Annotated in this window: 26 protein-coding genes and 1 tRNA gene; 14 read left to right on the top strand and 13 right to left on the bottom strand. The window is 66.7% G+C overall.

The window, feature by feature from the left end:
- Positions 1-115: 115 nt before the first annotated feature.
- Positions 116-1,405 carry an Hsp70 family protein gene (locus BSY19_RS09575; RefSeq protein ID WP_069053971.1) on the bottom strand — a complete coding sequence of 430 codons (1,290 nt, stop codon included), beginning with the start codon at positions 1,403-1,405 and terminating at the stop codon, positions 116-118.
- A 221-nt stretch (positions 1,406-1,626) separates the two neighbouring features.
- Entirely contained in the window at positions 1,627-3,330 is a 1,704-nt protein-coding gene (gene rpsA, locus BSY19_RS09570; RefSeq protein ID WP_069053970.1) for a 30S ribosomal protein S1, read from the bottom strand.
- Positions 3,331-3,753: 423 nt separating this feature from the next.
- Here rpsA and BSY19_RS09565 point away from each other — a divergent pair, with 423 nt between their 5' ends.
- The 3 genes from BSY19_RS09565 (at position 3,754) to BSY19_RS09555 (ending at position 6,202) form a co-directional block, all read left to right on the top strand.
- Positions 3,754-4,419, top strand: a complete 666-nt coding sequence (locus tag BSY19_RS09565; RefSeq protein WP_069053969.1) for a sulfite oxidase-like oxidoreductase — start codon at positions 3,754-3,756, stop codon at positions 4,417-4,419.
- A 93-nt stretch (positions 4,420-4,512) separates the two neighbouring features.
- Positions 4,513-5,070, top strand: coding sequence for a LemA family protein (locus BSY19_RS09560; RefSeq protein WP_069053968.1), 558 nt, complete (start codon positions 4,513-4,515; stop codon positions 5,068-5,070).
- 34 nt (positions 5,071-5,104) lie between these two features.
- Positions 5,105-6,202 carry a M48 family metallopeptidase gene (locus BSY19_RS09555; protein WP_069053967.1) on the top strand — a complete coding sequence of 366 codons (1,098 nt, stop codon included), beginning with the start codon at positions 5,105-5,107 and terminating at the stop codon, positions 6,200-6,202.
- Between the two features lie 6 nt (positions 6,203-6,208).
- Here the strand turns inward: BSY19_RS09555 and BSY19_RS09550 are convergent, their stop codons facing one another.
- Complete coding sequence (locus tag BSY19_RS09550; RefSeq protein WP_069053966.1) at positions 6,209-6,817, bottom strand: 2-hydroxychromene-2-carboxylate isomerase; 609 nt, start codon at positions 6,815-6,817, stop codon at positions 6,209-6,211.
- A 253-nt stretch (positions 6,818-7,070) separates the two neighbouring features.
- Here BSY19_RS09550 and BSY19_RS09545 point away from each other — a divergent pair, with 253 nt between their 5' ends.
- Entirely contained in the window at positions 7,071-8,303 is a 1,233-nt protein-coding gene (locus tag BSY19_RS09545) for an argininosuccinate synthase (RefSeq protein WP_069056968.1), read from the top strand.
- Positions 8,304-8,345: 42 nt separating this feature from the next.
- Here BSY19_RS09545 and BSY19_RS09540 read toward each other — a convergent pair whose 3' ends face one another.
- Entirely contained in the window at positions 8,346-8,744 is a 399-nt protein-coding gene (locus tag BSY19_RS09540; RefSeq protein WP_069053965.1) for a winged helix-turn-helix transcriptional regulator, read from the bottom strand.
- Positions 8,745-8,847: 103 nt separating this feature from the next.
- On the opposite strand from BSY19_RS09540, the gene BSY19_RS09535 reads away from it, so the two are divergent.
- Both BSY19_RS09535 and BSY19_RS09530 read left to right on the top strand, forming a co-directional pair.
- Complete coding sequence (locus BSY19_RS09535) at positions 8,848-9,714, top strand: NAD(P)H-binding protein (RefSeq protein WP_069053964.1); 867 nt, start codon at positions 8,848-8,850, stop codon at positions 9,712-9,714.
- Positions 9,715-9,771: 57 nt separating this feature from the next.
- The gene (locus tag BSY19_RS09530) at positions 9,772-10,137 is read left to right on the top strand and encodes a hypothetical protein (protein ID WP_069053963.1); all 366 of its coding nucleotides are present in this window, start codon (positions 9,772-9,774) and stop codon (positions 10,135-10,137) included.
- Between the two features lie 15 nt (positions 10,138-10,152).
- Here BSY19_RS09530 and BSY19_RS09525 read toward each other — a convergent pair whose 3' ends face one another.
- The 5 genes from BSY19_RS09525 to fabA all read right to left on the bottom strand — a co-directional run bounded on the left by BSY19_RS09525 (position 10,153) and on the right by fabA (position 13,572).
- Positions 10,153-10,404 carry a DUF2188 domain-containing protein gene (locus BSY19_RS09525; protein WP_069053962.1) on the bottom strand — a complete coding sequence of 84 codons (252 nt, stop codon included), beginning with the start codon at positions 10,402-10,404 and terminating at the stop codon, positions 10,153-10,155.
- A gap of 55 nt (positions 10,405-10,459) precedes the next feature.
- The gene (gene fabI / locus BSY19_RS09520) at positions 10,460-11,287 is read right to left on the bottom strand and encodes an enoyl-ACP reductase FabI (RefSeq protein ID WP_069053961.1); all 828 of its coding nucleotides are present in this window, start codon (positions 11,285-11,287) and stop codon (positions 10,460-10,462) included.
- Positions 11,288-11,383: 96 nt separating this feature from the next.
- On the bottom strand, positions 11,384-11,656 hold the full coding sequence (locus tag BSY19_RS09515) for a DUF3303 domain-containing protein (RefSeq protein ID WP_067992283.1): 273 nt from the start codon (positions 11,654-11,656) through the stop codon (positions 11,384-11,386).
- A gap of 11 nt (positions 11,657-11,667) precedes the next feature.
- On the bottom strand, positions 11,668-12,894 hold the full coding sequence (gene fabB, locus BSY19_RS09510; protein WP_069053960.1) for a beta-ketoacyl-ACP synthase I: 1,227 nt from the start codon (positions 12,892-12,894) through the stop codon (positions 11,668-11,670).
- A gap of 165 nt (positions 12,895-13,059) precedes the next feature.
- Positions 13,060-13,572, bottom strand: a complete 513-nt coding sequence (fabA, locus tag BSY19_RS09505) for a 3-hydroxyacyl-[acyl-carrier-protein] dehydratase FabA (RefSeq protein WP_069053959.1) — start codon at positions 13,570-13,572, stop codon at positions 13,060-13,062.
- A gap of 231 nt (positions 13,573-13,803) precedes the next feature.
- Between fabA and irr the strand changes: the two genes are divergently transcribed.
- A complete protein-coding gene (gene irr / locus BSY19_RS09500) occupies positions 13,804-14,277 on the top strand; it encodes a Fur family transcriptional regulator Irr (RefSeq protein WP_069053958.1) in 474 nt (157 codons plus the stop codon).
- Between the two features lie 17 nt (positions 14,278-14,294).
- Here irr and BSY19_RS09495 read toward each other — a convergent pair whose 3' ends face one another.
- Entirely contained in the window at positions 14,295-14,843 is a 549-nt protein-coding gene (locus BSY19_RS09495) for an SH3 domain-containing protein (RefSeq protein WP_416379052.1), read from the bottom strand.
- 183 nt (positions 14,844-15,026) lie between these two features.
- Here BSY19_RS09495 and BSY19_RS09490 point away from each other — a divergent pair, with 183 nt between their 5' ends.
- On the top strand, positions 15,027-16,022 hold the full coding sequence (locus tag BSY19_RS09490; protein ID WP_069053956.1) for a 2-hydroxyacid dehydrogenase: 996 nt from the start codon (positions 15,027-15,029) through the stop codon (positions 16,020-16,022).
- Positions 16,023-16,050: 28 nt separating this feature from the next.
- Here the strand turns inward: BSY19_RS09490 and BSY19_RS09485 are convergent, their stop codons facing one another.
- Both BSY19_RS09485 and BSY19_RS09480 read right to left on the bottom strand, forming a co-directional pair.
- Positions 16,051-16,716: an HAD family hydrolase gene (locus tag BSY19_RS09485; RefSeq protein ID WP_069053955.1), complete on the bottom strand. Its 666-nt coding sequence runs from the start codon at positions 16,714-16,716 to the stop codon at positions 16,051-16,053.
- Between the two features lie 26 nt (positions 16,717-16,742).
- A complete protein-coding gene (locus tag BSY19_RS09480) occupies positions 16,743-17,753 on the bottom strand; it encodes a complex I NDUFA9 subunit family protein (RefSeq protein WP_069053954.1) in 1,011 nt (336 codons plus the stop codon).
- Positions 17,754-18,030: 277 nt separating this feature from the next.
- Between BSY19_RS09480 and BSY19_RS09475 the strand changes: the two genes are divergently transcribed.
- From BSY19_RS09475 to BSY19_RS09440, 6 genes are all read left to right on the top strand, one after another.
- Entirely contained in the window at positions 18,031-19,977 is a 1,947-nt protein-coding gene (locus tag BSY19_RS09475) for a methyl-accepting chemotaxis protein (RefSeq protein ID WP_069053953.1), read from the top strand.
- A 137-nt stretch (positions 19,978-20,114) separates the two neighbouring features.
- Positions 20,115-20,201 (top strand) — tRNA-Leu (locus BSY19_RS09470).
- Positions 20,202-20,295: 94 nt separating this feature from the next.
- The gene (locus BSY19_RS26980; RefSeq protein WP_171905117.1) at positions 20,296-22,023 is read left to right on the top strand and encodes a tyrosine-type recombinase/integrase; all 1,728 of its coding nucleotides are present in this window, start codon (positions 20,296-20,298) and stop codon (positions 22,021-22,023) included.
- Between the two features lie 134 nt (positions 22,024-22,157).
- The gene (locus BSY19_RS09450) at positions 22,158-23,090 is read left to right on the top strand and encodes an ABC-three component system protein (RefSeq protein ID WP_236840501.1); all 933 of its coding nucleotides are present in this window, start codon (positions 22,158-22,160) and stop codon (positions 23,088-23,090) included.
- The gene (locus BSY19_RS09445) at positions 23,087-23,332 is read left to right on the top strand and encodes an ABC-three component system middle component 6 (RefSeq protein ID WP_069053949.1); all 246 of its coding nucleotides are present in this window, start codon (positions 23,087-23,089) and stop codon (positions 23,330-23,332) included. Before BSY19_RS09450 ends, BSY19_RS09445 begins: the two co-directional genes overlap by 4 nt.
- Complete coding sequence (locus BSY19_RS09440) at positions 23,329-25,095, top strand: ABC-three component system protein (protein WP_069053948.1); 1,767 nt, start codon at positions 23,329-23,331, stop codon at positions 25,093-25,095. The genes BSY19_RS09445 and BSY19_RS09440 overlap by 4 nt, the downstream gene beginning before the upstream one ends.
- Before the next feature lie 207 nt (positions 25,096-25,302).
- Here the strand turns inward: BSY19_RS09440 and BSY19_RS09435 are convergent, their stop codons facing one another.
- Positions 25,303-26,244 (bottom strand): hypothetical protein, encoded by a 942-nt coding sequence (locus BSY19_RS09435; protein WP_069053947.1) that lies wholly within the window; start codon positions 26,242-26,244, stop codon positions 25,303-25,305.
- Positions 26,245-26,264 lie beyond the last annotated feature (20 nt).

Genomic DNA, 26,264 nt, shown 5'->3' with positions numbered 1-26,264 from the left:
GCGCTCCTGTCGGTTGGCGCGGTCTGGCAGCCGCATGGCGAGGAAGGCGAGGCGCCGTGCTCCGCGCCCGTGATGTAGCCCCGCACCGGCAGCGGGGCAAGGTGACGTGCACCGGTCAGGCCGCGACAGGGTCGCGCGCCCGATCGAGCGCGAGCAGCGCGAGGCCGCTGGCGACCGAGCGAAAGGCATCACCGACATGGATGCGCTCGGCACCGAAACGCCGGTCGAAGAGCGCCCGCACGGCCGGGACATGCGAGGTCCCGCCGGTCATGAAAACGGCCTCGATCGATCCGGCTGCGACATGGGCCTCCGTCAGGGCCCGGTCGAGCGCGGCCTCGATGGCGGCGACATCCTGCGCGATCCAGGCCTCGAACTCGGAGCGTGCGATCCGTTTCTCGATGGCGATGCCGGTCTGCTCGAAGCGCAGCACGGTTTCGTCCGCGCCGGACAGGGCGATCTTGGCCGCCGAGACGGCCCGATAAAGCTCGTAGCCGAGGTCGTATTCGATCACGGTGAGCAGATCCTCGAGCTTGTCCGGCTCGACGGCCTCGCGGATCAGGGCCTTGAGTTCGGCCATGGTCTCGCGGCTCTTCATCAGGGAGAGACGGTGCCATTGCGCGAAGGCGGCATGGTAATGGGCCGGGATCGGCAGCAGCTTGCCGAAGGAGCGATACTGCGTGCCCTTGCCGAGGCGGGGCGAGATCGCGTGCTCGATGATGCGGTAGTCGAAGGTGTCGCCCGCGACGCCGACGCCGGCATGGGAGAGCGGCGTCGCCTCCAGCCGCCCGGCCGCGCCGGGCTCGAAGCGCATCACCGAGAAGTCGCTGGTGCCTCCGCCGAAATCGGCGACGAGCATGGTCTGCGGCTGCTTCAGCTCGCGGGCGTACCAGTAGGCGGCGCCGAGCGGCTCATAGGCGAAATCGACCTGTGGCATGCCGGCCCCGGCATAGGAGGCCTTCAGCCGGCCGAGTGCCAGCTCCTCGTCGGGGCGCTCGCCGGCGAAGACAACCGGCCGGCCGGAGACCAGCGGCCGGGAGGCCAGACCGTCGAGACCGGCCACGAGGTCGGCGAGGAAGACGCCGATCAGATCCTCGAGCTGGAACAGCTTGCCGAAGAGCCGGGTCTCCTGGAAGGCGCGGCTGGAGAGATGCGTCTTGAGCGACTGCAGGAAGCGGTGCTCAGTGGTCATGCCCAGCGCCATGTCGAGCGCGTCGGGCCCGCTGACATGAGCGATACGCGTCGCGGGCGGGCGCCCCTCGCGCCAGAACATCAGCGCCGAGCGATAGGCGTCGACGGCGCCCTGCTTCGTCGAAAACGAGCGCGTCGTGACCGAGCCGTCAGCGCCGGCGAGCGCGACAACGCTGTTGGTGGTGCCGAAGTCGATGCCGATGGCGGCGGGGGACATGGGGGCTTCCGTCTTCTCAGGGGCCACCCCTCAGTCCTCATCCTGAGGAGAAGCCGAAGGCTTCGTCGCGATGGAGGTTCCAGAGCGCTCTGGAGCATCCTTCGAGACGCCGCTTCGCGGCTCCTCAGGATGAGGGCTGAGGGAAACAGCCGAAACAAAAGCCCGCGCGGATCGCTCCGCGCGGGCTGCTGGAATATCCGGCCGCAGACGCGGCCGAACGATCACTTCTTCTCGGTCGTCGCCTTCTTGAGGGCGGCGCCCAGGATGTCGCCGAGCGAGGCGCCGGAGTCGGCGGAGCCGTACTGCGCCATCGCCTCCTTCTCCTCGGCCATTTCCAGGGCCTTGATCGAGACCTGGATCTTGCGGGCCTTCTTGTCGAAGAGGACGACGCGGGCGTCGACCTTCTCGCCGGCGGCGAAGCGCTCGGGGCGCTGCTCCTGGCGATCGCGAGCGATCTCGGCGCGCTTGATGAAGGTGGTCATGTCGGTGCCGGCGATCTTGACGTCCAGACCGCCTTCCTTGACCTCCATCACCTCACAGGTGACGACCTGGCCCTTCTTGAACTCGCCGGCATCCACGAAGGGATCGCCGCCGAGCTGCTTCAGGCCGAGCGAGATGCGCTCCTTCTCGACGTCCACATCGAGAACGACAGCCTGCAGCATGTCGCCCTTCTTGTATTCCTCGATGACCTGCTCGCCCGGACGGTTCCAGTCGAGATCCGAGAGATGGATCATGCCGTCGATGTCGCCTTCGAGACCCAGGAACAGGCCGAACTCGGTCTTGTTCTTGACCTCGCCCTCGACCGTCGAACCGCTCGGATGGGTCTCCGCGAAGACCTCCCAGGGGTTGCGCAGGGTCTGCTTGAGGCCAAGCGAGATGCGGCGCTTGACCTGATCGACCTCGAGGATCGCGACGTCGACTTCCTGAGAGGTCGAGACGATCTTGCCGGGGTGGACGTTCTTCTTGGTCCAGGACATCTCGGAGACGTGGATGAGGCCCTCGATGCCCGGCTCCACTTCGACGAAGGCGCCGTAGTCCGTGATGTTGGTGACGCGGCCCTTGAGGCGCGCACCGACCGGGTAACGCGCCGCGATGCCATCCCACGGATCGGCCAGCAGCTGCTTGATGCCGAGCGAGATGCGGTGCGTGTCCTGGTTGATCTTGATGATCTTGACCTTGACCGTCTGGCCGATGGTCACGACCTCGGACGGGTGGTTGACGCGACGCCAGGCCATGTCGGTGACATGGAGCAGGCCGTCGATGCCGCCCAGATCCACGAAGGCACCGTATTCGGTGATGTTCTTGACGACGCCGTCGATGACCTGGCCCTCTTCGAGCGAGGCGACCAGCTCGGAACGAGCCTCGGCGCGGGTCTCTTCGAGGACGGTACGGCGCGACACGACGATGTTGCCGCGGCGGCGATCCATCTTGAGGATCTCGAAGGGCTGCGGCTGGCCCATCAGCGGGCCGACGTCGCGGATCGGACGGATGTCGACCTGCGAACGCGGCAGGAAGGCCACGGCGCCGTCGAGATCGACGGTGTAGCCGCCCTTGACGGTGTTGAAGATGACGCCCGAGACCTTCTCGCGGGCCTCGAAGGCCTTCTCGAGCTTGACCCAGCTCTCTTCACGACGGGCCTTGTCGCGCGAGATGACGGCTTCGCCGAGCGCGTTCTCGATCCGGTCCAGATAGACCTCGACCTCGTCGCCGACCTTGATGTCCTGGTCACGGCCGGGGCCGTTGAATTCCTTGAGCGCAACGCGCCCTTCCGTCTTCAGGCCGACGTCGATGATCGCCATATCCTTCTCGATAGCGACGACCTTGCCCTTGATGACGGAACCTTCGAGGGCTTCGTTACGACCGAAGGATTCCTCGAGAAGGGCGGCGAAATCCTCGCGGCCCGAAAAGCTTTCTACGGCTGACATGCATTCTCCTGACGCCGGCCGCGTCTCCCGCGGATGTCCGGCAAGCGCCCGTTTGGGTTGGTGTTGCAGGCCGGATGCTCCCGTCGGCGCCTCGTCAGAGGCTGGCCGCCATGCCCGCGCTCGAAGCGCCGGACAGGGCGAACGGCGCAAGGCCGCCGGTTCTGCATCCGCATCCGAACGATCCGCCCCAAACACGAAACGGGAGCCGGCCGAAAAGGCCGCCCCCGGCTGTGATCGATCACGGCCCTTCGGACAGGCGCGATGTAGTGGAAATCCACCGACGGGGCAAGGGCGATGGCCACCCCCTCCGGCGCAGCCCGCCGCGACATGGGACAGCGCGAACCGTCCCGATGCGCTCGCCGCCGCAGACGGACCGTGCCAGAATTGGCGGCGATCCATCGCACTGCCCGCGGAGAGACGTCCGTGACCGACGATCCCGATACCCCCGCCGAGACCAAGCTGACCCGGACCAAGCAGGCCTGGGCGCGGGATGGCAAGTTCCTGACCGGGCGCGTCGCCCGTCCCGAGAGCGAGCGGCTGCCGCCCGGCCAGCATCGGGTGAAGGACTGGCCGGTGCTCGATCTCGGCCTGCAGCCCGAGATCGCCCTGTCGAACTGGACGCTCGACATCGACGGGCTGGTGGATCGCCCCCTGCACTGGCGCTGGGACGATCTGATGGCCCAGGAGCCTGCGACCGAGGTGTCCGACATTCACTGCGTGACCACATGGTCACGCTATGACAACCGCTGGGACGGCGTCGCCACCCGCACGATCCTCGATCTCGCTCGCTCCAAGCCCGAGGCCGGCTTCGTCGTGCTGCACAGCTACGACGGCTACACGACCAATCTGACGCTGGCGGATTTCGCCAGCGAGGACGCAATCCTCGCCCATTCCTGGGAGGGCCAGCCGATCACCGGGGAGCATGGCGGGCCGCTGCGGCTCGTCCTGCCGAAGCTCTACTTCTGGAAGAGCGCGAAATGGCTGAAGCGCATCGAGTTCACGCCAGAGAACCGGCCCGGCTTCTGGGAGGTCCGCGGCTACCACGACCGCGGCGATCCGTGGCGGGAGGAGCGCTACAGCGACGACTGAGCCGTCGCTGGGGCAGGCGGCTCCCGGCCGCTTCCCCACCGCCCGCCTTCGTGCCACGGTGTGGCCGTCTCGTCTGCGCTTGAGGAGCATGCCATGGGCTGGGTTGTCTTGGGGCTGATCGCCGCGATCGCCGTCTATCTGATCATGACCTATAACGGCCTCGTGGCGATGCGACAGCGCGTCAACCAGGCCTTCGCCGACATCGACGTGCAGCTGAAGCAGCGCCACGACCTGATCCCCAATCTCGTCGAGACGGTGAAGGGCTACGCGACGCATGAGAAGACGACGCTGGATGCGGTGATCGCGGCGCGCAACGCCGCCCAGGGTGCAGGCAGCATCCATGACAAGGCGGCGGCCGAGCAGCAATTGTCGGGTGCGGTCGGGCGGCTGCTGGCACTGGGCGAGGCCTATCCCGACCTCAAGGCGAGCGCCAATTTCCAGCAGCTCCAGGTCGATCTCGGCAATGTCGAGGACAAGCTCGCCGCGGCGCGGCGCTTCTTCAACAACGCCGTCAGCGAGTTCAACGCCGCGATCCAGGCCTTCCCGGCCGTGCTCTTCGCGCCGCAGATGGGCTTCAGCCAGCGCGAATTCTTCGATGTCGGCGAAACCACGCGCGCCCAGATCGAGGTCGCGCCGAGCGTGAAGTTCTGAGGCGACGCCGCAGGCGGCGAACGGGGCGGCTGCGATGCTGGGCCAGGCCTTCGGGCTCTACAGCCACATGCGCAACAACCGGATCAGGTCGGGCTTCCTGATCGCCGGCCTGTTCCTGCTCGTCTATGTCACGGTCTGGGGCCTGCTGCTGGTGGGCTACGGCTATGGCGGCGTCCCGCGCGGGACGACCGCCTATGCGCAGGCCGGGCGGACCTTCTGGAACTGGCTGCCCTTCACGACGCTCGCCGCAGGCGCCTGGGTGTTCATCGGCTTTCGCATCAATGTCGGGCTGATCGGCGCCATCTCGGGCGCGAAAGGACTGTCGCGCGAGGACAACCCCAAGCTCTACCGGATGCTGGAGAACCTCTGCATCTCGCGCGGCCTGACCGTCCCCAAGCTCGCCATCGTCGAGAGCGAGGCGCTGAACGCCTTCGCCAGCGGCGTCAACGACAAGCAGTTCACGGTCACGGTGACGAGCGGCCTGCTGGCGCAGCTCAACGATGCCGAGGTCGAGGCCGTGCTGGCGCATGAGCTGACCCATATCCGCAATGGCGACGTCCGGCTGATGATCATCGCCGTCGTCATCGCCGGCGTCATCTCGCTCATCGGCGAGATCGTCTTCCGCGGGCTGTCGCGCAGCCGCATGCGGATATCCTCCGACGATACCAAGAAGGGCAGCGGCGTCGCCATCCTGATCGGCTTCGCGGTGATCGCGCTAGCCTGGTTCCTGGCGGTGGTGATCCGGCTCTCGCTGTCGCGCTCGCGGGAGTATCTCGCCGATGCAGGGGCGGTCGAGCTCACGAAGAACCCCGATGCGATGATCTCGGCCCTGCTCAAGATCGCCGGGCGCGCCGACATCGAGGGCGTGCCGTCGGGCGTGATGGATATGTGCTTCGAGAATGACCCCGACGATTTCGCCGACCTGTTCTCGACCCACCCTTCGGTGACCAAGCGCGTGCAGGCGCTGGTCCAGACCGCCGGTGGCCGGATGCCGGCGATGCCGCCGCATCCCCCGCGCGTCGCCGAGCGGCAGGACCTGCAGACGATGGTGGCGGAGTCTGCGGCAGGGATCGAGCCCAGCGCGCGCGGCCCCTGGGCGCGGCCGACGGGTGGCGGCAGCGCCAGCCCCTGACCTAACTCAGCGGCCGTGCCTGGCCCAGTCCAGCGCTTCTTCCAGCCGGTCGTCGCCCCAGAACAGTTCGCCGTCCTCGGTGACGAAGGTCGGCGCGCCGAAGATGCCGATCGACTTGGCGTATTCGATCTCCGCGCGCAGGCGGCCCTTCACGTCCTCGCCGCGCGAGGCGGGAAAGGCGACGCCCGGATCGGCCCCGGCCTCCTTGAGGGCGGCGTTCAGAACCGCCTCCTCCGCGATGTTGCGGCCTTCGCCGAAGCCGGCGCGGAACAGCGCCTTCGAGAAGGCCGGCAGCCAGCCGGCCTCGCGACCCGCCAGCGCCAGCCTTGCGGCGATCAGGGAGTTCTGCGGAAAGGTCTCGGGCCGGACCAGCGCAAGGCCCTCGCGCCCGGCGCGGCGCTCGACGTCACGCCACATGTAGCGCCCCTTGCTGGGAAAGAGCGTGAAGGGCGAGGTCGACCAGCCCTGGGCGGCGAAGATCGGGCCGAGCAGAAAGGGCCGCCAGCGGATGCTGACGCCCGCGGCCTCCGCCAGAGGCTCGATCCTCAGCGCGGTCAGAAAGGAATAGGGGGATGCGAACTCATACCAGAAGTCCAGAACAGGACGGTTCGGCATTCGGCCTCCGGGGCAGGCGGGTCGGTGTGGCGTCGCGCATCAGGAACGTGAGCCTCCCGCCGCGCGACTGCAAGACGCGGTGCGATGTCCAAGCGTCATCTGCCGGGGTCATCAACACCCATCCATCAGGCGGGGACGCGCGATCGATCAAAAGGTTCCGATTGCGTCGCCCCCGGTGCTGGGATAGTGCGCCATTGCGTTCGAAAAGCGGCCTTTCGCGACCGCCATGCCGCAACAGCAGGATGATGCCCAGATGATCGAGAAAAGTGTGAAGAAGGTCGTGCTCGCCTATTCCGGGGGCTTGGACACCTCGATCATCCTGAAGTGGCTGCAGACCACCTATGGCTGCGAGGTCATCACCTTCACCGCCGACCTCGGCCAGGGCGAGGAACTCGGGCCGGCGCGCGACAAGGCGCTGCTGCTCGGCATCAAGCCGGAAAACATCTTCATCGAGGATCTCCGCGAGGAGTTCGTCCGCGACTACGTCTTCCCGATGTTCCGCGCCAACGCGGCCTATGAGGGCGTCTACCTGCTCGGCACCTCGATCGCGCGGCCGCTGATCGCCAAGAAGCTGATCGAGATCGCCGAGAGGCTCGGCGCCGACGCCGTCTCGCATGGCGCAACCGGCAAGGGCAACGACCAGGTCCGCTTCGAGCTGACCGCCTACGCCCTGAAGCCCGACGTCATGGTGATCGCACCCTGGCGCGAATGGGATCTGCGTTCGCGCGAGCAGCTCATCGCCTTCGCCGAGCAGCACCAGATCCCGATCGCCAAGGACAAGCGCGGCGAGGCGCCCTTCTCCGTCGACGCCAACCTGCTGCACGCCTCCTCCGAGGGCAAGGTGCTCGAGGACCCGGCGCAGGAGGTTCCCGACTACGTCTATTCGCGCACGATCTCGCCCGAGGACGCGCCCGACAAGCCGACCGTGATCAGCATCGACTTCGAAACCGGCGACGCCTGCGCGATCGACGGCGTGAAGATGTCGCCGGCGACGCTGCTGGCGAAGCTCAACGAGTTCGGCCGCGACAACGGCATCGGCCGGCTCGATCTCGTCGAGAACCGCTTCGTCGGCATGAAGTCGCGCGGCATGTACGAGACGCCCGGCGGCACGATCCTGGCCGTCGCGCACCGCGCGATCGAGTCGATCACGCTCGACCGCGGCGCCGCCCATCTCAAGGACCAGATCATGCCGCAATATGCGGAGCTGATCTATAACGGCTTCTGGTTCTCGCCGGAGCGCGAGATGCTGCAGGCGCTGATCGACAAGAGCCAGGAGTTCGTCACCGGCCAGGTCCGCCTCAAGCTCTACAAGGGCGGCGTGCATGTCATCGGCCGCTCCAGCCCCTACTCGCTCTACGACCAGGACCTCGTGACCTTCGAGGAAGGCGCCGTCGCCTATGACCACCGCGACGCGGCCGGCTTCATCAAGCTGAACGCGCTGCGCCTGCGCACGCTCGGCCAGCGCAAGAAGAAGCTCGGCCTCTGAGCGCGCCTTCCTGACGTCGACGACGCGATCACGGGCCGCCCCTCAGGCGGCCCTTTTCGTTTCCGCCCGCGTCTGCAACACCGCCGGGAAATGCGTCTCCGCCCATTCGACCAGGCCGAGCAGCGGGCCGGCGAAGCTGCGCCCGAGCGGCGTCAGCGAATAGGTGACGCTGGGCGGGACGGTCGGCTGGACGTCGCGATGGACGAGGCCATCGGCCTCCAGGGTCCGCAGGGTCTGCGTCAGCATCCGCTTAGAGATGTCGGGGATCAGCCGGTGCAGCGCGCTGAACCGCCGGGGGCCGACGGCGAGCGCGCAGATCAGCAGGGTCGACCAGCGGTCGCCGATCTGGTCCAGCAGCCCGCGGACCGGGCAACCGTCCGGATCGAGCCGGAGCGTCTGCCAGCGTTCGAACTTGGCGCCCAGCGCCACACAAGCGTCCATAGGGTTCCTCCATAGTAACCTGGTGACGCAAAAGTGCCGTCTTCCGGCGTCGCCATTCAGTCTCTATCTGAGACTGAGTTACCACAAGAGACCGGAGAGTTCCATGTCCCATCCTCTGTATGCCGTGACCGGCGCCAGCGGCCAGCTCGGCCGCCTCGCGGTCGCCGCCCTCGCGGCGCGCGTCGGCGCCGCCGCCGTCGTGGCCATCGTCCGCGACCCCGCCCGGGCCGCCGGGCTGTTTCCCGCGGGCGTCGTCATCCGCGCGGGCGACTATGACCAGCCGGCTTCGCTCGAAGCGGCGTTCGCCGGCGTCGAGCGGCTGCTGCTGATCTCGTCCAACGCGATCGGCCAGCGCCTGGCCCAGCACCGCAATGCGATTGCGGCCGCCAGGCAGGCCGGTGTCGCGCGCATCGCCTATACGAGCGTGCTGCGCGCCGACATCTCGCCGCTCGGCCTCGCCGAAGAGCACCGCCAGACCGAGAGCGCGCTGGCCGAGAGCGGCCTGCCCCACAGCCTGCTGCGCAATGGCTGGTACACGGAGAACTATGCCGCCTCGATCCCGCCCGCGCTTGCCCACGGCGCCCTGATCGGCAGCGCCGGTGACGGCCGCATCGCGAGCGCAGCGCGGGCCGACTATGCCGAGGCCGCTGCGGTTGCGCTGATCGGCGATCAGGCGCCGCGCGTCGTGCATGAGCTGGCCGGCGACGCGTCCTATTCCCTGGCCGAGTTCGCCGCCGAGCTGTCGCGCCAGGCCGGGAAGACGGTCCCGTATGTGGACATGCCCGAGGCCGATTATCGCGGGGCGCTCCTCGGCGCGGGCCTGCCCGAGGGGCTCGCCTCCCTGCTCGCGGATTCCGACGCGGCTGCCGCCAAGGGTGCGCTGAACGACGAGAGCCGGGTGCTCTCGCGTCTGATCGGCCGCCCGACGACACCCTTCGCGACGACGATCGCCGAGGCGCTGCGCGGCTGAGCGCGAACCAATCGACCTCTCGGGCGTTGGACAGCATCCATTCCCGAGAGGTTCGACATGATCCGCTTCGTCCCGACCGCCCTGCTCGCCTTTGCCCTGATCGCCTCTGGCGCCTTGGCCCAGACCGCGGGACCGACTTCGGGCGCTCAGGCCGAAAAGCCGGCCTCGCCGTCGGTCGCGCTGTGCAAGAACGCCGCGCTGAGCACGCTCTCGGCCCGCGAGCCCGAGATCAAGGACATCTATGTCGACGAGGACGGCGCGACGATCGCCGTCTCGGAGACGAAGGTGGAAGATACGCCCGTGACGCGGATCATCATCGCGGAGGCCTATCTGCGGACCGACCGCTCGGACAAGCCGCGGCGCTTCCTCTGCCTGCTCGGCGAGAACGACAAGGTCCTGCTGACCTTCTTCACCGCCCGCTGAGGCGCCGCAGCGGCGTCAAGCCGAGGACTCGTCCACGACGCGCGTCGCCGGGCGGTCGCGCCCGTCGGCCAGTTCCTCGTGCCAGCGGCCCTGCTCGTCCTGGTAGACGATGCCGTCGGTCGTTCCCGCGAGGGTCTGGCGCGCGGCCGCATCGCTGGCCGCCTTCAGGGCCGCCTCGTGCGACGGATAGGTCTCCGAGAGCGCGTCCTGGACCTTGTAGGCCCAGCCGCCGTCATGCTCGACGATGTCATACCTGACCGTCACCATTGGATGTCCTCCTGCTGCCGTGGAGGACAAACCCGGAGGGGCGGCGCAGGGTTCCCTATTCGCCCTGATCGGCCGCGCGCAGGCCGTCCAGCACCGGCATCGAGGTGATGTGGTAGCCGGCATCGACATGGTGGATGTCGCCGGTCACACCGCCTGACAGGTCGGAGAGATAGTAGAGGGCCGAGCCGCCGATCTCCTCGAGCGAGACGGACTTGCGCAGCGGCGAGTTCGCCCGCTGCCAGGAATACATCGCGCGCGCATCGGAGATACCGGCACCGGCGAGCGTCCGCACCGGCCCGGGCGAGAGCGCGTTGACGCGGATGCCGCGCGGGCCGTAGTCGCCGGCGAGATAGCGCACGCTGGCTTCCAGAGCCGCCTTGGCCACGCCCATCACGTTGTAGTTCGGCATGATGCGGGTGGAGCCGCCATAGGTCAGCGTGATCATGCTGCCGCCCTTCGGCATACGCTCGGCGGCGCGCTTGGCGACCTCCGTGAAGGAGAAGCACGAGATCACCATGGTGCGCGAGAAGTTCTCGCGGCTGGTGTCGGCATAGAGCCCCTTGAGCTCGTTCTTGTCGGAGAAGCCGATGGCATGGACGATAAAGTCGAGCGTGTTGCGCTCGGGGTCGCCGCCCCAGGCCTCGTCCAGCGCGGCGAAGGTCGCGTCCACCGTGGCGATGTCCTCGACGTCGCAGGGCAGGACGAGCGTCGAGCCGACGCTCTCGGCCAGCGGCTTCACCCGCTTGCCGAGCGCCTCGCCCTGATAGGTGAACGCCATCTGCGCGCCATGGGCGTGCAGGGTGCGCGCGATGCCCCAGGCGATCGAGTTCTGGTTGGCGACGCCCATGACGAGGCCGCGCTTGTTGTGCATCAGGGGGAGCATGAGGAAATCCCGGAGGTCAGCGTGGAGAACGTGAAGGCGGCCTGTGGAGACCACAGATCCCGAACAGCGACGTTCCCTGTCGCGTCGGCAACGACATCATAAATGCTTCTTCACCGCGGCCGCCGTGTCTTTCGACGAGGCCAGCGGCACGATCTCGAAGCGCGCGAGATCACCCCAGGCCAGCACCCATTCCTGCAGCTTGGTGACGTCGTCGCACTGCATCACCTGGAAACAGCGCGCGAAGTCGGCGGAGATCCAGCTGTCGACATAGGTCAGGCCGTCCGGGATCATCCGGCCCTTCTCATGGAAGCGGGCGTAGATCTCCTTCACCCGCGCCTGGTCGAAATGCTCGATCACCATGAAGAGCATGGTCGGTTCCCTCAGGCTTCGAGCTTCTTCATCACGATGGTGGCGTTGGTGCCGCCGAAGCCGAAGGAATTCGAGAGCACGCAGCCGAGGCCCGCATTGTCGATGCGCTTGCGCACGATCGGCATGTCGGCGAAGGCTGGATCGAGCTCGTCGATATGGGCGCTCTCGCAGATGAAGTCGTTGTTGAGCATCAGCAGCGAATAGATCGCCTCCTGCACGCCGGTGGCGCCGAGCGAGTGGCCGGTGAGCGACTTGGTCGCGGAGATCGGCGGGCTCTTCTCGCCGGCACCGAAGACCTCGCGGATCGCCTCGATCTCCTTGGCGTCGCCGACAGGCGTCGAGGTGCCATGAGGGTTGATGTAGTCGACCTTGGCGTTGACGCCCTGCAGCGCCATCCGCATGCAGCGCACGGCGCCCTCGCCCGACGGCGCGACCATGTCGTAGCCGTCCGAGGTCGCGCCATAGCCGACGATCTCGCCATAGATCTTCGCGCCGCGCGCCTTGGCGTGCTCGAGCTCTTCCAGCACGACGACGCCGGCACCGCCCGCGATGACGAAGCCGTCGCGGTTGACGTCATAGGCGCGCGAGGCGCGCGCCGCCGTCTCGTTGTAGTCGGTCGACATCGCACCCATGGCGTCGAACAGGACGGACAGGGTCCAGTCCAGTTCCTCGCAGCCGCCGGCGAAGATGACGTCCTGCTTGCCCCACTGAATCAGCTCGTAGGCGTTGCCGATGCAGTGGTTGGAGGTCGCGCAGGCCGAGGAGATCGAATAATTGACGCCCTTGATCTTGAACCAGGTCGCCAGCGTGGCGGACGCGGTCGAGGACATGCCCTTGGGCACGGCGAAGGGGCCGACCTTCTTGGAGGAGCCGCTCTCGCGCGCCTTGTCGTAGGCGTCGATCAGGGCGCGGGTCGAGGGTCCACCCGAGCCCATGACGATGCCCGTGCGCTCGTGGCTGATCTCTTTCTCCTCGAGACCGGCATCGGCGATGGCCTGCTCCATCGCAACCTGGTTCCAGGCCGAGCCACCGCCATGGAAGCGCATGGCACGGCGGTCGAGCACGGTCGAGGGGTCGAGTGTCGGCACGCCGGCGACGCGGCTGCGGAACCCATGCTCGGCAAAAACCGGCATGAAGGAGATGCCGGATTTCGCTTCATGGAGCGAGGACAGCACTTCCTGCGTATTGTTGCCGATGGACGAGACGATGCCCATCCCGGTGACCACCACGCGTCTCATGCTCTCTTCTCCGGCTTCATGGCGCCTGAGCCGGACGGAACAGGGTCCGGCGCGCTCGTCGATCCCGCGCAAATGGACCGCGCGGCCGGCGCGCGCAAGGCCGCACCGCGGTTTTCCCCCAACGGCATCGCCCCGGAGCGTCTCTCCGAAGCGATCCCGGACGCCTTACGCCGCCTCGGGCTTGAACAGGCCGACGCGCATGTCGCTGACCGTGTAGATGCGCTTGCCGTCGGCCTCCAGCCAGCCATCGGCGATGCCGAGCACGAGCTTGGATTTGAAGACGCGCTTGAACTCGACGCCGTAGACGACCTGCTTGACCGAGGGCAGCACCTGGTCGGCGAACTTGACCTCGCCGACGCCGAGCGCCCGCCCGCGGCCGGGAAGACCGAGCCAGCCGAGGAAGAAACCGGTCAACTGCCAGAGGGCATCGAGGCCCAGGCAGCCCGGCATCACCGGATCGCCCTTGAAGTGGCAGTCGAAGAACCAGAGATCCGGCTTGATGTCGAATTCGGCGCGCACGAAGCCCTTGCCGTTGGGGCCGCCATCTTCGGCGATCTCGGTGATGCGGTCGAACATCAGCATCGGCGGCAGCGGCAGCTGCGCGTTGCCCGGCCCGAACAGCTCCCCGCGACCACAGGCGAGGATCTCCTCGTAGCTGAAAGACGATTGCCGCTGCATATCCCGTGTCGCTCCATCCAGGCCGTCGGATGCGGCCGTCTCCAAGCGTGCCTAACACGCCGCCCTGCCCGAACGAAAGGGCGCATGCGCCCTCCCGGGGTGGCCGACAGCGCCCCCCGCGCTCAAGCGCTCCGGAGCCGGCTTGCGAGGCGTGGCGCGAAGCCTTACATCCATTCTCAACTGGAGCGGACGCCTGTGTCCGCGACCCTGGAGGAGGCTCGGCCAGCAGCGATGAGCGATCTCACTTCCCATGACGAGGGCTATGGATCGACCGCACGCCGGGGCTGCCCGTTCCATGACATTCGCCAGAGGCTGCGGCGCGTGGGTCTGCGTCCGACGCGCCAGCGCGTCTCTCTCGGCTGGGTCCTGTTCGCCCGCGGCGACCGGCACATCAGCGCCGAGATGCTCTACGAAGAGGCGATGAAGGAGAAGATCCCGGTCTCGCTGGCGACGATCTACAACACGCTGCACCAGTTCACCCAGGCCGGACTGCTGCGGGAGCTGGCGATCGACGGCGCCAAGACGTTCTTCGACACCGACAGCAGCGAACACCATCACTTCGTCGTCGATGGCGAGAACACGGTGATCGACATTCCCGCCGAGGCGGTCGATGTCGCGGCCCTTCCCGAGCCGCCCGCGGGCTATGAGATCGCCCGCGTCGACGTCGTAGTGCGGCTGCGCAAGATCGACAGCGCGACGCAGTAAGGGCGCCGCTCGGGGCCTCAGTCCACCTTTTCGTTGGGATACACGCCCCAGAGCCGGTCCTGGCGCAGATAGCCTTCGGTGCCGCCGATGCTCACCCGGCACCAGTTGCCGGCGCAGGACGCGACATTCGCGATGACGCCGGATTCGAGCCGCGCGACAACCGCCGACCCCTCACCCGCTTCGCGAAACAGCGGAAAGGTTTCGCCCTTGGCCTTCGACCAGGGCGCGACGAGGGCGGTCCGCCGGCCCGAGAGCAGGCTGTGAAGCACCCAGCCTTCCGCGCCGTCGGCGTCGCGTACGCGCCGCCAGGTCTCGAACTCGGCGACGATCTCGACGGGCAGGCCGGCGCGCTGGTAGACCCAGCGGGTGCGGTGTTCCTTCGAGGGACCTTCGCGCAGATTGACGCGGTCCGTCTTCAGGCTGACATAGCGCGGCACCGGCAGGCCGGTGACCGGACCCGCCTGCATGTCCTGAGCCCGAGCGAGCGGTGCCGCCATCATAGCCGCCAGCAGGGCCAGCCCCGCCAGAACGCTCCGTCTCGCAGCCACCATCCGTCCGATCTCCATCCAGCAACCGCCCGTCGGCCAGGGTACCCCCCGGCGAAGGGTCATGTTGTCATCCGTCGTCACGCCACTTAGAGAACGGGCGAAGCCGAGCGATCCTGCCGTCCCATTCCTGAAGCCCTGCGGTTAATGAGGGGTTGAGGCCAAAAGGCGGCGGGCGCCAGGGCAGCGGAGGAGGAGGCGTCCATGTCGAAGAAGAAGCCGCTCGTCGTCGTCACCCGCAAACTGCCCGCCGTGGTAGAAACGCGGATGCGCGAACTGTTCGATGCGCGTCTCAACATCGACGATACGCCGATGAGCCAGGCCGCCCTGGTCGAGGCCGTCAAGACGGCCGACGTCCTCGTGCCGACTGTCACCGACCGGATCGACGCCAAGATCATCGCGCAGGCCGGCGACCAGTTGCGGCTGATCGCCAATTTCGGCAACGGCGTCGATAATATCGACGTCGCCAGCGCCGTGCAGCGCGGCATCACCGTGACCAACACGCCCGGCGTACTGACCGACGACACCGCCGACATGACGATCGCCCTGATCCTCGCCGTCGCCCGGCGCATCGCCGAGGGCGCACGCGTCATCCCCGACGACGAGTGGGCCGGCTGGTCGCCGACCTGGATGCTGGGGCGGCGCATCACCGGCAAGCGGCTCGGCATCGTCGGCATGGGCCGGATCGGCCAGGCCGTGGCGCGACGCGCGGCCGCCTTCGGGCTGTCGATCCACTATCACAACCGCCGCCGGCTCGATGCCCGCATCGAGGAGAAGCTCGACGCGACCTACTGGGATTCGCTCGACCAGATGCTGGCGCGCATGGACATCGTCTCGGTGAACTGCCCGCACACGCCGGCGACCTATCACCTGCTCTCGGCGCGCCGGCTCAAGCTGCTGAAGCCCGACGCCATCCTGGTCAACACCGCACGCGGCGAGGTCGTCGACGAGACGGCCCTGTCGCGGATGCTGGAGGCGGGCGAACTGGCCGGAGCGGGCCTCGACGTCTACGAGAGCGAGCCTGCGGTCAATCCGCGCCTGCTGAAGCTCGCGCGCCAGCATCGCGTCGTGGTGCTGCCGCATATGGGCTCGGCCACGCATGAGGGCCGGGCCGAGATGGGTGAGAAGGTCATCGTCAACATCAAGACCTTCATGGACGGGCACAAGCCGCCGGACCGCGTGCTGCCGAGCATGCTCTGAAGCAGGCCCGCCGGCCCCGGGTCTGATCTCAGGCGCGCAGACCGGTCACGAGCTCCGGCCAGTGGCGGAAATCGTCGATCACCGCAAGCGCGCCGGCCTCGGCCAGGCGCCGGGCGGTGCGATCCTTGTCATGGGCCACACCGGTGAAGCCGACGACGCGCATGCCCGCCGCCAGCGCCGCCCTGACGCCGGGCACGGAATCCTCGATCACGAGGCAGGATCGCGGCTCAGTCTCCATCGTGGCGGCAGCGTGCAGGAACACGTCCGGATGCGGCTTGCCGCGCGCGACCTGCGAGGCTGAGAAGATATGCGGGTCGAACAGCTCGATCAGGCCGGTGATGGCGAGATTGCGCCGCAGCGGCGCCAGGCTGGTCGAGGAGGCGACGCAGCGGCGGCCGCCGATCGCATCGAGCGCCTCGCGCACGCCCGGCAGGGCCCGCAGCTCGGTCTCGAGCCGCGATGCCACGGCATCCTCGATCCGCTGCTCGAAATCGGCCGGCAGGGGGCGCCCATGCGCCGCCTCGATGATCTTGATGCCCTCCGACCAGGGGATCCCGACGATGCTGTCGACATAGTGGTCGAGGGTCCAACTGGTCAGCCCGAGCGCATGGCAGGCTTCGAGGCTAACCTCGCCATAGAGCGTCTCGGTGTCGATCAGCGTGCCGTCGCAGTCGTAGATGATCAGGTCGGGCATCGCGGCGGCGTTCGTCTGCTACCGGATCAATCGGCGCGGGCCGTGTCGAACTGCCCGGCCTTGCGGAAGCGCCAGAGATAGGAGGGCACGATCGCCTCGACGGAGACCGGGGCGATGCACAGCCCCTCGAAGCTGCGCCCCTCCGCCAGAGCGGCCGCCGAGACGACATTGTCGCTCTCGAGGAGCGTCACCTGGTCGCGTGTCAGCTTGATCGCATCCGGCAGCAGGCCCAGCGTCAGCGTATCGACCAGTTCGAGGATCCGCGCCTGGATCCGTGCCACCGGGAACGGCAGCGGCACCAGCAGGCGCTTACGGTCCGTGACCTCGCAGATATAGGCGAGCAGCTCGCGGAAGCTCTTCACCTCCGGGCCGCCGAGTTCGTAGACGCGGCCGCCGGCGACGACCCCGTCGACCCCGCGTGCCACCGCCTCCGCGACGTCGCCGACGAAGACGGGCTGGAACCTGGTTTCGCCTCCGCCGACCAGCGGCAATGCCGGCAGCACCCGGGCCAGCGCGGCGAATCGGTTGAAGAAACCGTCCTCCGGCCCGAACACGATGGAGGGCCGCAGGATCACCGCGCCGGGCACCGCGGCCAGCACGGCGGCCTCGCCCTCGGCCTTGCTGCGGGCATAGAGGGACTTCGAATCGCGATCGGCGCCGATCGCGGAGACCTGAACGAGGCGGGCGATGCCGGCGGCCGCACAGGCCTGCGCGATCGCCCGGGCTCCGTTGGCCTGCACGCCGGCAAAGCTCTGCCGTCCGCCCTCCTGCAGGATGCCGACGAGATTGACGACGGCGGCGGCGCCCTTCACCGCAGCGGCGACCGAGTCCGGGTAACGCAGATTGGCCTGAACCGCATGAATCTGCCCGACCATGCCGAGCGGCTGCAGGAAGCCGGCGAGATCGGGCCGGCGAACGGCGACGCGGACGCGATAGCCGCGCTTGACCAGCGCGCGCACCACATGGCGGCCGACGAAGCCGGAGCCACCGAAAACCGTGACGAGTTGCTGGCTCGGAAGGGGCAGGTCGTTCGCCATCGTCGGCAGGCCTCATGCGCGCGGGTTCGGATGGCTCCTAAAGCATTTCACCCCCGTCTGGAAAGGTGCTTGCATGGCTCGCGCCGCCGCCGCCGCGCAAGACGCCAGGCTGCCCCCGGATCGGGCAGCGACGCCCGCAATTGAGGCAACCCGAAAGGGCAAAGCCGATCTTTTGAGCCGATGTTCTTGCGAAATCTCCCCACTACTTAACTCGTCCTTCAGCTCCCCGCCCTTAAACTGCATGACATCTTCCCAAACGTCAGGCTGAGGGTTCGTCGTGAGATCCATTCGCAACAAGATTCTGGGCCTGATCGGCATCGTCGCCGCCGGGGCCGCGATCGCCCTCGCCTTCGCACTCGTCGCCCTCTCGGGCATCGAGGGCATGGGCCACCGGGTCTCGCGGCAAAACGACATCGCGCTCGCCACCGAGCGCCTCAACGTCGCGGTCAACCAGCTCAGCGAGGATTCGCGGCTGGCCTATATGGCGCGCAACCCCAACGAGGCGAAGAACGCCGCGGCGGCGATCGAGAAGGGGCTCAATCAGCTCAACGACCGGCTGAAGATCTTCACGGCGATCGTCCCGGCCAACGAAAGGGAGCGTGCCACCAAGATCGGCCAACTGGTCGCCGAATTCGCCGGCATCCGCGCCGAGACGGCCAAGCTCGCCCAGGAGGTCTCCGGCCGCGCCGCCGACGCCTGGGGCAACAGCGAGGCCAGCCGCCGCAACCGCGCCGCCCTGATCGAGGAACTCGGCGGCTTCAGCCAGCTCAACGAGCAGGCCGGCAATGTCGTCGAAGCCGAATCGTCCGACTATGTCGCTCGGATGCGGATGTTGATTCCGCTGACGCTGCTGGTGCTGCTGGGCATCTCCGTTGCGACGGCGATCGCCTTCTCGCGACGCGCCATCGTCAAGCCGCTCCTCGACCTCGGAGCGGTCATGGACCGGCTGATCGCCGGCGACACGGCGATCGAAGTGCCCCATACGCAGCGTCGCGACGAGATCGGCGCCATGGCGCGCTCCGTCTCGGTGCTGCGTGAAACCAGCGAACAGGTCGCGCAGCTGCAGCAGCAGGAGCAGGCGGCGGCGGCGGCGCGCCTCGCCCGGGCCCAGTCGATGGAAGCGGTCGTCAGCGATGTCGGCGAGGTCGTGGCGGCAGCGGCGGCGGGCGATTTCTCGGCGCGGCTGCAGATCGACCAGGCCGACGAGCAGATGCAGAAGCTCGTCGCCGGCATCAACGAGATCAATGCGGTCGTCGATTCCGCCACCAGCGAGTTCGCCCGCACGCTCTCGGCGGTCGCCGCGGGCGATCTGACGGTGCGCGTCGACGCCGCCTATCGCGGCAAGTTCGCCGAGCTCAAGGGCGCGATCAACGAGACGGTCGAGCGGCTCTCCTCGACCGTGAAGACGATCCAGGTCACCTCGGCCGATGTCGGTCTGGCCGCCCGCGAGATCAACATGGGTGCCGACGATCTGTCGAAGCGGACCGAGGAGCAGGCCTCCTCGCTGGAGGAGACGGCCGCGACGACCGAGCAGCTCGCAGCCTCGGTGAAGGCCTCGGCCCAGGCGTCGCGCCAGGCCGCCGCGATCGCGACCGAAGCGATGGAAGCCGCCCAGAACGGTGGCGCCATCGCCGGACAAGCCGTCGACGCCATGGCCCGCATCGAGACCGCCTCGCAGAAGATCTCGGACATCATCCGGGTCATCGACGACATCGCCTTCCAGACCAACCTTCTGGCGCTCAACGCCGCCGTGGAAGCGGCCCGCGCCGGTGACGCCGGCAAGGGCTTTGCGGTCGTCGCCTCCGAAGTCCGCACGCTCGCCCAGCGCTCCGGCTCCGCCGCCAAGGACATCTCGGCCCTGATCTCGTCCTCCAACACCGAGGTCGGCGAGGGCGTGAAGCTCGTTCGCCAGGCCGGCGAGGCGCTGGAACAGATCCTCACGGCCTCGAAGAAGGTGGCCTCGACGATCGCCGAGATCTCGGCTGCCTCGAGCGAACAGGCCTCGGGCATCGACGAGATGAGCCAGGCGGTGGCCCATCTCGACGAGATGACCCAGCAGAACGCGGCGCTTTCCGAGCAGAGCGCCGCCTCCGCCGGTTCGCTCTCGGGCCGCATCGGACAGCTCAACGACCTCGTCGCCGCGTTCAAAACCGGGCCGGAGTCCGCTGGGCTGAGCTCTGAGATCGCTCGCGGTGCTCACGCACCCACACGACGCGCCGCCTGAGGGAGCGCCCTCGCCTCCCGCAGAGCGGACGAAGCCGATCGAGGCAGAAGACCGTCACAGGAATTTTGCACGATCGCCAACTAATCGCTGCGGGACCGTTGACAGTCCCGCAGCGCCTCCGTAAACGAACCGCCGTTGCCCAGGTGGCGGAATTGGTAGACGCACCAGCTTCAGGTGCTGGCGCTCGCAAGGGCGTGGAGGTTCGAGTCCTCTCCTGGGCACCACTTTTCTTCCTGTTTGATCGCAGGGGGTTAAGTGAAAACGAGGGTTTCCGTGAGATTCACTCTCACTCAGGAAGCTCACTCAATGGCTCTACGTATGGCCAGACCGATCAAGCGGGGATCCAGCGCCAACTGGCTCCTCAAAGTCCGTGTTCCCTCCGAGATCGCCGATAGGGCACGCGGACACGTCGTGTTGCCCATCGCGGGAAGGCGCACGCCGGTCGCCATCAGCGCCGGCTACGTCGAAGTCAGTCTCCGCACATCCGATCCCGATGAGGCGGCCCTGCGCTTCGCGGAAGCTCATGAGGCCCTGCTCCAGCATTGGAAGGCGCTCAAAGCGGGTCCGACGCCACTGTCGAAACGCCAGGTGGTCGCTTTGTCGGCTGACGCCTACCGTGCGCGAATCAGTGAGATCGACGACTCTTCAGCGGTGACCCGTCGCGAGCTGATGAACTCCCAGCTCGACCAGTTTCTTGCCGCGTACCCTCATCTTAGCGCCGAAGAGCAACAGGCAGCCCTCGAAGGGTGGCTGGAAGGCCTTCTCGATGAACAGGGAGCCGATTTCATCGCCATTTTGGCAGCGGTGATTCCGGGCGTCTTCTCGGCTGAGAAGGAAGCGATGGCTCTCGAGAGCCGATACGGCGCCCGTGTCGATGCTGCGATCGCACTGAAGGGTGTTCAGCCGGAGGACGCCAGCCGTCCGCACCTCATATGGGAGTTTCGGCGAGCGGAGCTGGCCGGCAGCAAAGCGCTTGGTCGTATGCTTGAGGGCGATTTCAGCGACGAAGAAAAGCCGGCCTACTTTCCACCATTCGAGCCCCCTCATCCTCCGATGGCGGCGTCATGTGCCACGAAGCCCCTAGCCTCCCATGATGATGGAGCCATGAGCCTCGCGCAGCTTTTCGAGGCGATGCGCGAAGCGATGCTGGAGTTCGTCAAGCCGTCCACGCTGCGTCGCTACCAGTCGACCATCGAGAAGCTGTCTGCCTTCAACGACCATGCCGACTTCCGCTCGCTGACCAAAGACCGTGTCAACGCGTGGATCAAGCACCGCACGACCCAGGAGGGCATCAGCAAGAAGACGGTCAGGAACAACGACCTCGTCGCCGTCCAGTCGTTGTTGAACTTCGCGATGACGGATGAGGGCGGCGCGCGGATCAAGGAAAATCCGATCCACGGCCTCAAGATCAAACTGCCCAGGGCCGCGAAGACGAAGCACGAGAGGCGCTTCCATCACGCGGAAATCGTTTCGATCCTGAAGGCCGCTGACGCGGTCGAGATGGGGGGTCGATATCCGAAGTCCGCCGCCGGCAACCGCTGGACGCCCTGGCTCGCGGCATACTCGGGCGCACGCATCCAAGAGCTTGTCAGCCTCGAGGCCGACCATATTCGCAAGGAGGGCACCGTGTGGGTCATGGACCTCTTCAAGACGAAGATGGATGAGGACCGAACGGTTCCCCTGCACGAGCACGTCATCGAAATCGGCTTCCTCGACTACGTCCGCAGCATCGGCAAGGGCCCTCTCTTCATCGATCCGCCCGAGGTGTCTGGTCGCACCGAGACCGCATCGCGAGATGCCTCCGAGGTCCGGGCATCAGGTGTCGCCACCTTCATTCGCGGCAAGGCCGATCTCCGGGAAAACGTCGATCCGAACCACGGCTGGCGCGGCACCTGGAAATCGATCGCCGCGAGTTTCGGCATCGAGGAGAGATATCGTGACGCGATTACCGGGCATACGCCGGGATCGGTCGGACGCAAGTACGAAAGACCGACCACTGCTGAGTTGGCCAAGGCGATGAAGAGGTTCCGCCGCTATGCCGTTTAGGAACGGTTTGATGGGGATATCGGCCTGCTACTGCCTCATGGTGTCGAGCTGTCGGTGTAGCGTGCAGGTTGCGTCGGGATCGTGCGTGCGCTTTGGGAAGCTGTCGCGCTTGAGGCGAGGCAGTGCTACTTCAGATGCCGTTTCTGGGCGGGCTTGATTTGGACGACACGCAGATCAGTTTCTATGGTTTGAAGTTCGAGAACGCGTTCCTGCGTGAGAAAGGGAAGGCTTTCGAGACTTTTTTTGCGCGTGTGATGGGCCACGGGTTTCCAGCGGACTTCGAGCCCGTGCGGCCTTACGGCCCTAAAGGCGACCTGAAGTGCGATGGCTACCGCGGAAGCGATGGGACGGTCTTTCAGTGCTACGCGCCTGACGCCATGAACCTGGCCCAGCTTCTCGCGAAGATCGATGAGGACTTTCACGGTGCTCTCGCGCACTGGGGTTCCCGCATGCATCGCTGGTGCTTCGTGCACAACGACGGGCGGGGGCTGCCGGCACAGGCCACCCAGAAGCTGGTGGACCTTCGCGCAGCGAACCCCAGCCTTGCCATCGACGTGATGGGCGATCCGGAGTTGCGCCAGATTGCCATGGGACTGGCGCTGCACCAGCTTCAGGACCTGTTCGGCGATGTTCCCTCTCAGCGCACGATGGAAAAGCTCGACTTCGCGGCGCTAAGCCCCGTCCTGGCTGCCATCCAGCGGCGCGAACCCGAAGCTGAACCACCCCTGACGGCGCCGTCGCCGGAGAAGCTCGAAGCCAACGCCTTGTCGACCGACGCCGCTGGCCTCCTGCGTCAAGGTCGACGGCGCGAGAAGCTGGTAGAGGAATTTTTCGCAGCATGGCCTGATCCGGGCTTCGGCGAGGAGATCGCAGAGGCTTTCAGGCAGCACTATGCCAAGCTCAAGGCGGTTGCACTTGGCCCAGACGAGATCTTCGGCGAGCTCCAGTCTTTCGCCGGCGGCATGAGCGGCCCCCCATCACGTCAGGCCGCAGTTCTGGCTGTGATGTCCTATTTCTTCGAGCGGTGCGACATCTTCGAGGACGCCATTTCAGGCACGCCGGCATGATCCTGCCCACCAAGCATCTCCGGCCCGAGAGAGCCCTCCTGACCGTTGGCGGCGAGCTCCTGGGCTGCCTGCGGGAGCCGATGACGGTGTCACGACTCTGGGACGAGCTGCGCCGTCGTCGCGGCGACGCCGGCGAGCCGGCGTCGATCAACTACGACTGGTTCATCCTGGCTCTGGATCTGCTATTCCTCGTCGGCGCCATCGATCTGGAGCGTGGATTGATACGGAAGGCCGCGACATGATTCACGGCGTCAGCAGCGACCTCCCCAGCTTCAAGTCCCTCACCTTCGGCCCGGGCCTCAACATCGTCTTGGCGGACAAGAGCGCAGGCGCGTCGGATCGACAGTCCCGCAATGGTGCCGGCAAGACGAGCCTGCTCGAGCTGATCCATTTCGTGTTCGGCGCCAACGCCGATGCCGATAGCATCTTCCGGTCGCCGGAGCTGGCACCTTGGACATTCGAAACTCGTGTCGACATCGGTGGCAATGCGGTGGACGTCGGACGATCCGGCAAGAAGCCCTCGCGCATCATGCTCCAGGGAGACACCACGCCTTGGCCCATTCAGCCGTCGCTGGATGCGAAGTCCGGCGACCTCGTATTCTCCAATGAGAAGTGGCGCGCGCTTCTCGGCGCGGTCTTTTTCGGGCTGCCCGTCGATGCCGATGAACAAGATCGCCATCGCTTTGCTCCGTCATTCCGGTCGCTGTTTTCCTATTTCGCCCGGCGGCAGAACAGCGGAGGTCTGCTGGCGCCGACCCAGCAGTCGAGCAAGCAGCAGCCCTGGGACCAACAGGTCGCCGTCTCATACCTACTAGGCCTTGATTCCCGGATCCCCTCGGAGCTCCAAGAGGTGCGGACGCAGGAAAAGGCAATGACGGAACTCCGCAAGGCCGCCAAGGAAGGCGGCCTGGGGCGCTACTTCGGAACGGCAGCCGATATCCGCACACGCCTGACGATCGCCGAGGCAAGGGCGAAGCGTCTGCGAGAGCAGGTCGCGATCTTCAACGTCGTTCCAGAATATGAAGAAATGGAACGCGAGGCGTCCATCATCACGCGGCAGATATCCGGCCTGAATGATGAGAACACGATCGATCGAGAGCTCATCCTCCAGCTCCAGAACGCGTTGGCCAGCGAGCAGGCCCCGGCGATCGCGAACCTGGATCGCCTCTACAAGGAGGCCGGGGTGGTGCTGCCTGGCTCAGTGGGGCGCCGGTTCGAAGAAGTGGCCGTGTTCCACGAGGCCGTGGTCCAGAACCGCCGGTCCCATCTTTCTTCCGAGCTTCAGTCGGCTGAGGATCGCATTGCCCGACGCGGGCTCGAACGGGCCCGGCTCGATGAACGTCGCCGCCAGCTCATGGGCATACTGCAGTCCGGTGGCGCGCTTGACCACTATGCCAAGTTGCAGGAAGAGACAGGGCGGGCCGAAGCCGATGCTGAAGGCCTGCGACAGCGGCTCGTCACGGCAGAACGGATCGAGAGCACCAAGGCCGAGCTCGATATCGATCGGGCGCGCCTGTTGAAGGCTCTGCAGACCGACCTTCATGAACGCGAGGGTGTCGTCACCGAAGCGATTCTCGTTTTCGAAGAGCTTTCGAACGCGCTGTATGAGAAGGCTGGGAGCCTGACGATCAGCGCGACGTCGAATGGGCCGACCGTTGACGTCCGCATCGATGCCCAGCGCAGCAAGGGCATCACGAACATGCAGATCTTCTGCTTCGATCTGATGCTCGCCGATCTGGCTACGCGCCGTGGCCTTGGCCCAGGGTTCCTGATCCACGACAGCCACCTCTTTGATGGCGTAGACGAGCGGCAGGTTGCCAAGGCTCTCCAGCTAGGAGCAGATCATGCTGCGGCGGTCGGGTTCCAGTACATCGTGACCATGAATTCCGACGCCCTTCCACGCGACGGCTTCCGCCCAGGCTTCGATATCAACGCCTTCGTATGTCCTACGAAGTTGACCGATGCCACCGAGACGGGCGGGCTGTTCGGTTTACGTTTTAACTAGGCCTACGCGGCGCTCTCTATGCGACTAGGGGCGGAGCACAAGAGCGCCGCCCCCTTGACCGGCCTTACACGCAGTCTCCTGCCGCCAAAGGCCTGCCAAACGCCGGCATGGTGGGCAGCCGGCATCGATCGTCGCAGCCATCCACGGCCCTGATGCGCACGTCCGCCGGCAGAGACGCCGACGCGCGATACGAGATGCCCGAGCGTGCTAAACGTTCCCTGCCCACTCACCCAACTGCGCCTCGACGAACAGATGCGATGCGCCCCGGGAGACGGTTCCGGTGAAGGTGAATCCGTGCCGGATCGCCGCTTGCATATGCAGGGGATCGGCCGTCCTGGCGCGCCCATTGATGAGTTCCTGCACCGCGAGCTTGGCGTCTCGATCCCCGGTGCCGCGCCGCGCGGGCCAGACTGCGATCTGCCCGCAGGAGAGATAGGCAGCGATGAGCGCGCCCTCGGCCGCGAGCCGCGTCCGATGCATCGCCGGGCTCGGACGGAGTGCTTCCACGAACAGGCGATCCGCCGCGGCGAAATAGTCCCGCGCCTTTGCGAGCACTGCCTTCATGTCGATCCCCTCAGCCGCGAATGCAGCCAACACCGGAAGCTGCTCCGGCGTGTAGATCTGCCGGTTGGGAAGGCTCGCGACTTCGGCCTCCAGGTCGAACCCACTAACCGGCCAGGGATAAAGGGCACTCTCCCGTTCCGAGACGTCGGGCTGCGGCGGCACGGCAAGCTGCCCCGGATGGAAGGCGGCCTGTGCGATGCGCCCGCGGACGTAGTCGCCGCTGCCCTGCCAGCTCTGAAGCCACTCGCGGTTGGGCTGCATGGCGACCTTGGCGTCCACGTCGTCTAGGTTTCCGACAGGGAAGATCGCGACGATCATCGCATGTGCCCCGGCGATGGTAAGAAGGGCGATGCATTCGAGTGCACCGACGCTATCTTGGCTGATGCTCCAGCCGTAAGCGTTGCGATGGGCCTCGGCCTTGACTGCGGCATCGCGCAGATCCGGCCTCGACTGACGCAGCGCTACCATGTCGGCGATCGCGGGGTCGTCATGAAGCCGGGCGAGGATCGCCGTGATGGGATCGGCGTGCTCGCGGATCTCGCGATCATCATGCGGTCCGGTCTGGAACTCGAGTTTGTTGTTCATGTGGAAAAGTCCTGTTCGTG

The organism is Bosea sp. RAC05, from assembly GCF_001713455.1.
Taxonomy (GTDB): Bacteria; Pseudomonadota; Alphaproteobacteria; order Rhizobiales; family Beijerinckiaceae; genus Allobosea.
This window is presented reverse-complemented; position numbering and strand designations above follow the sequence as displayed.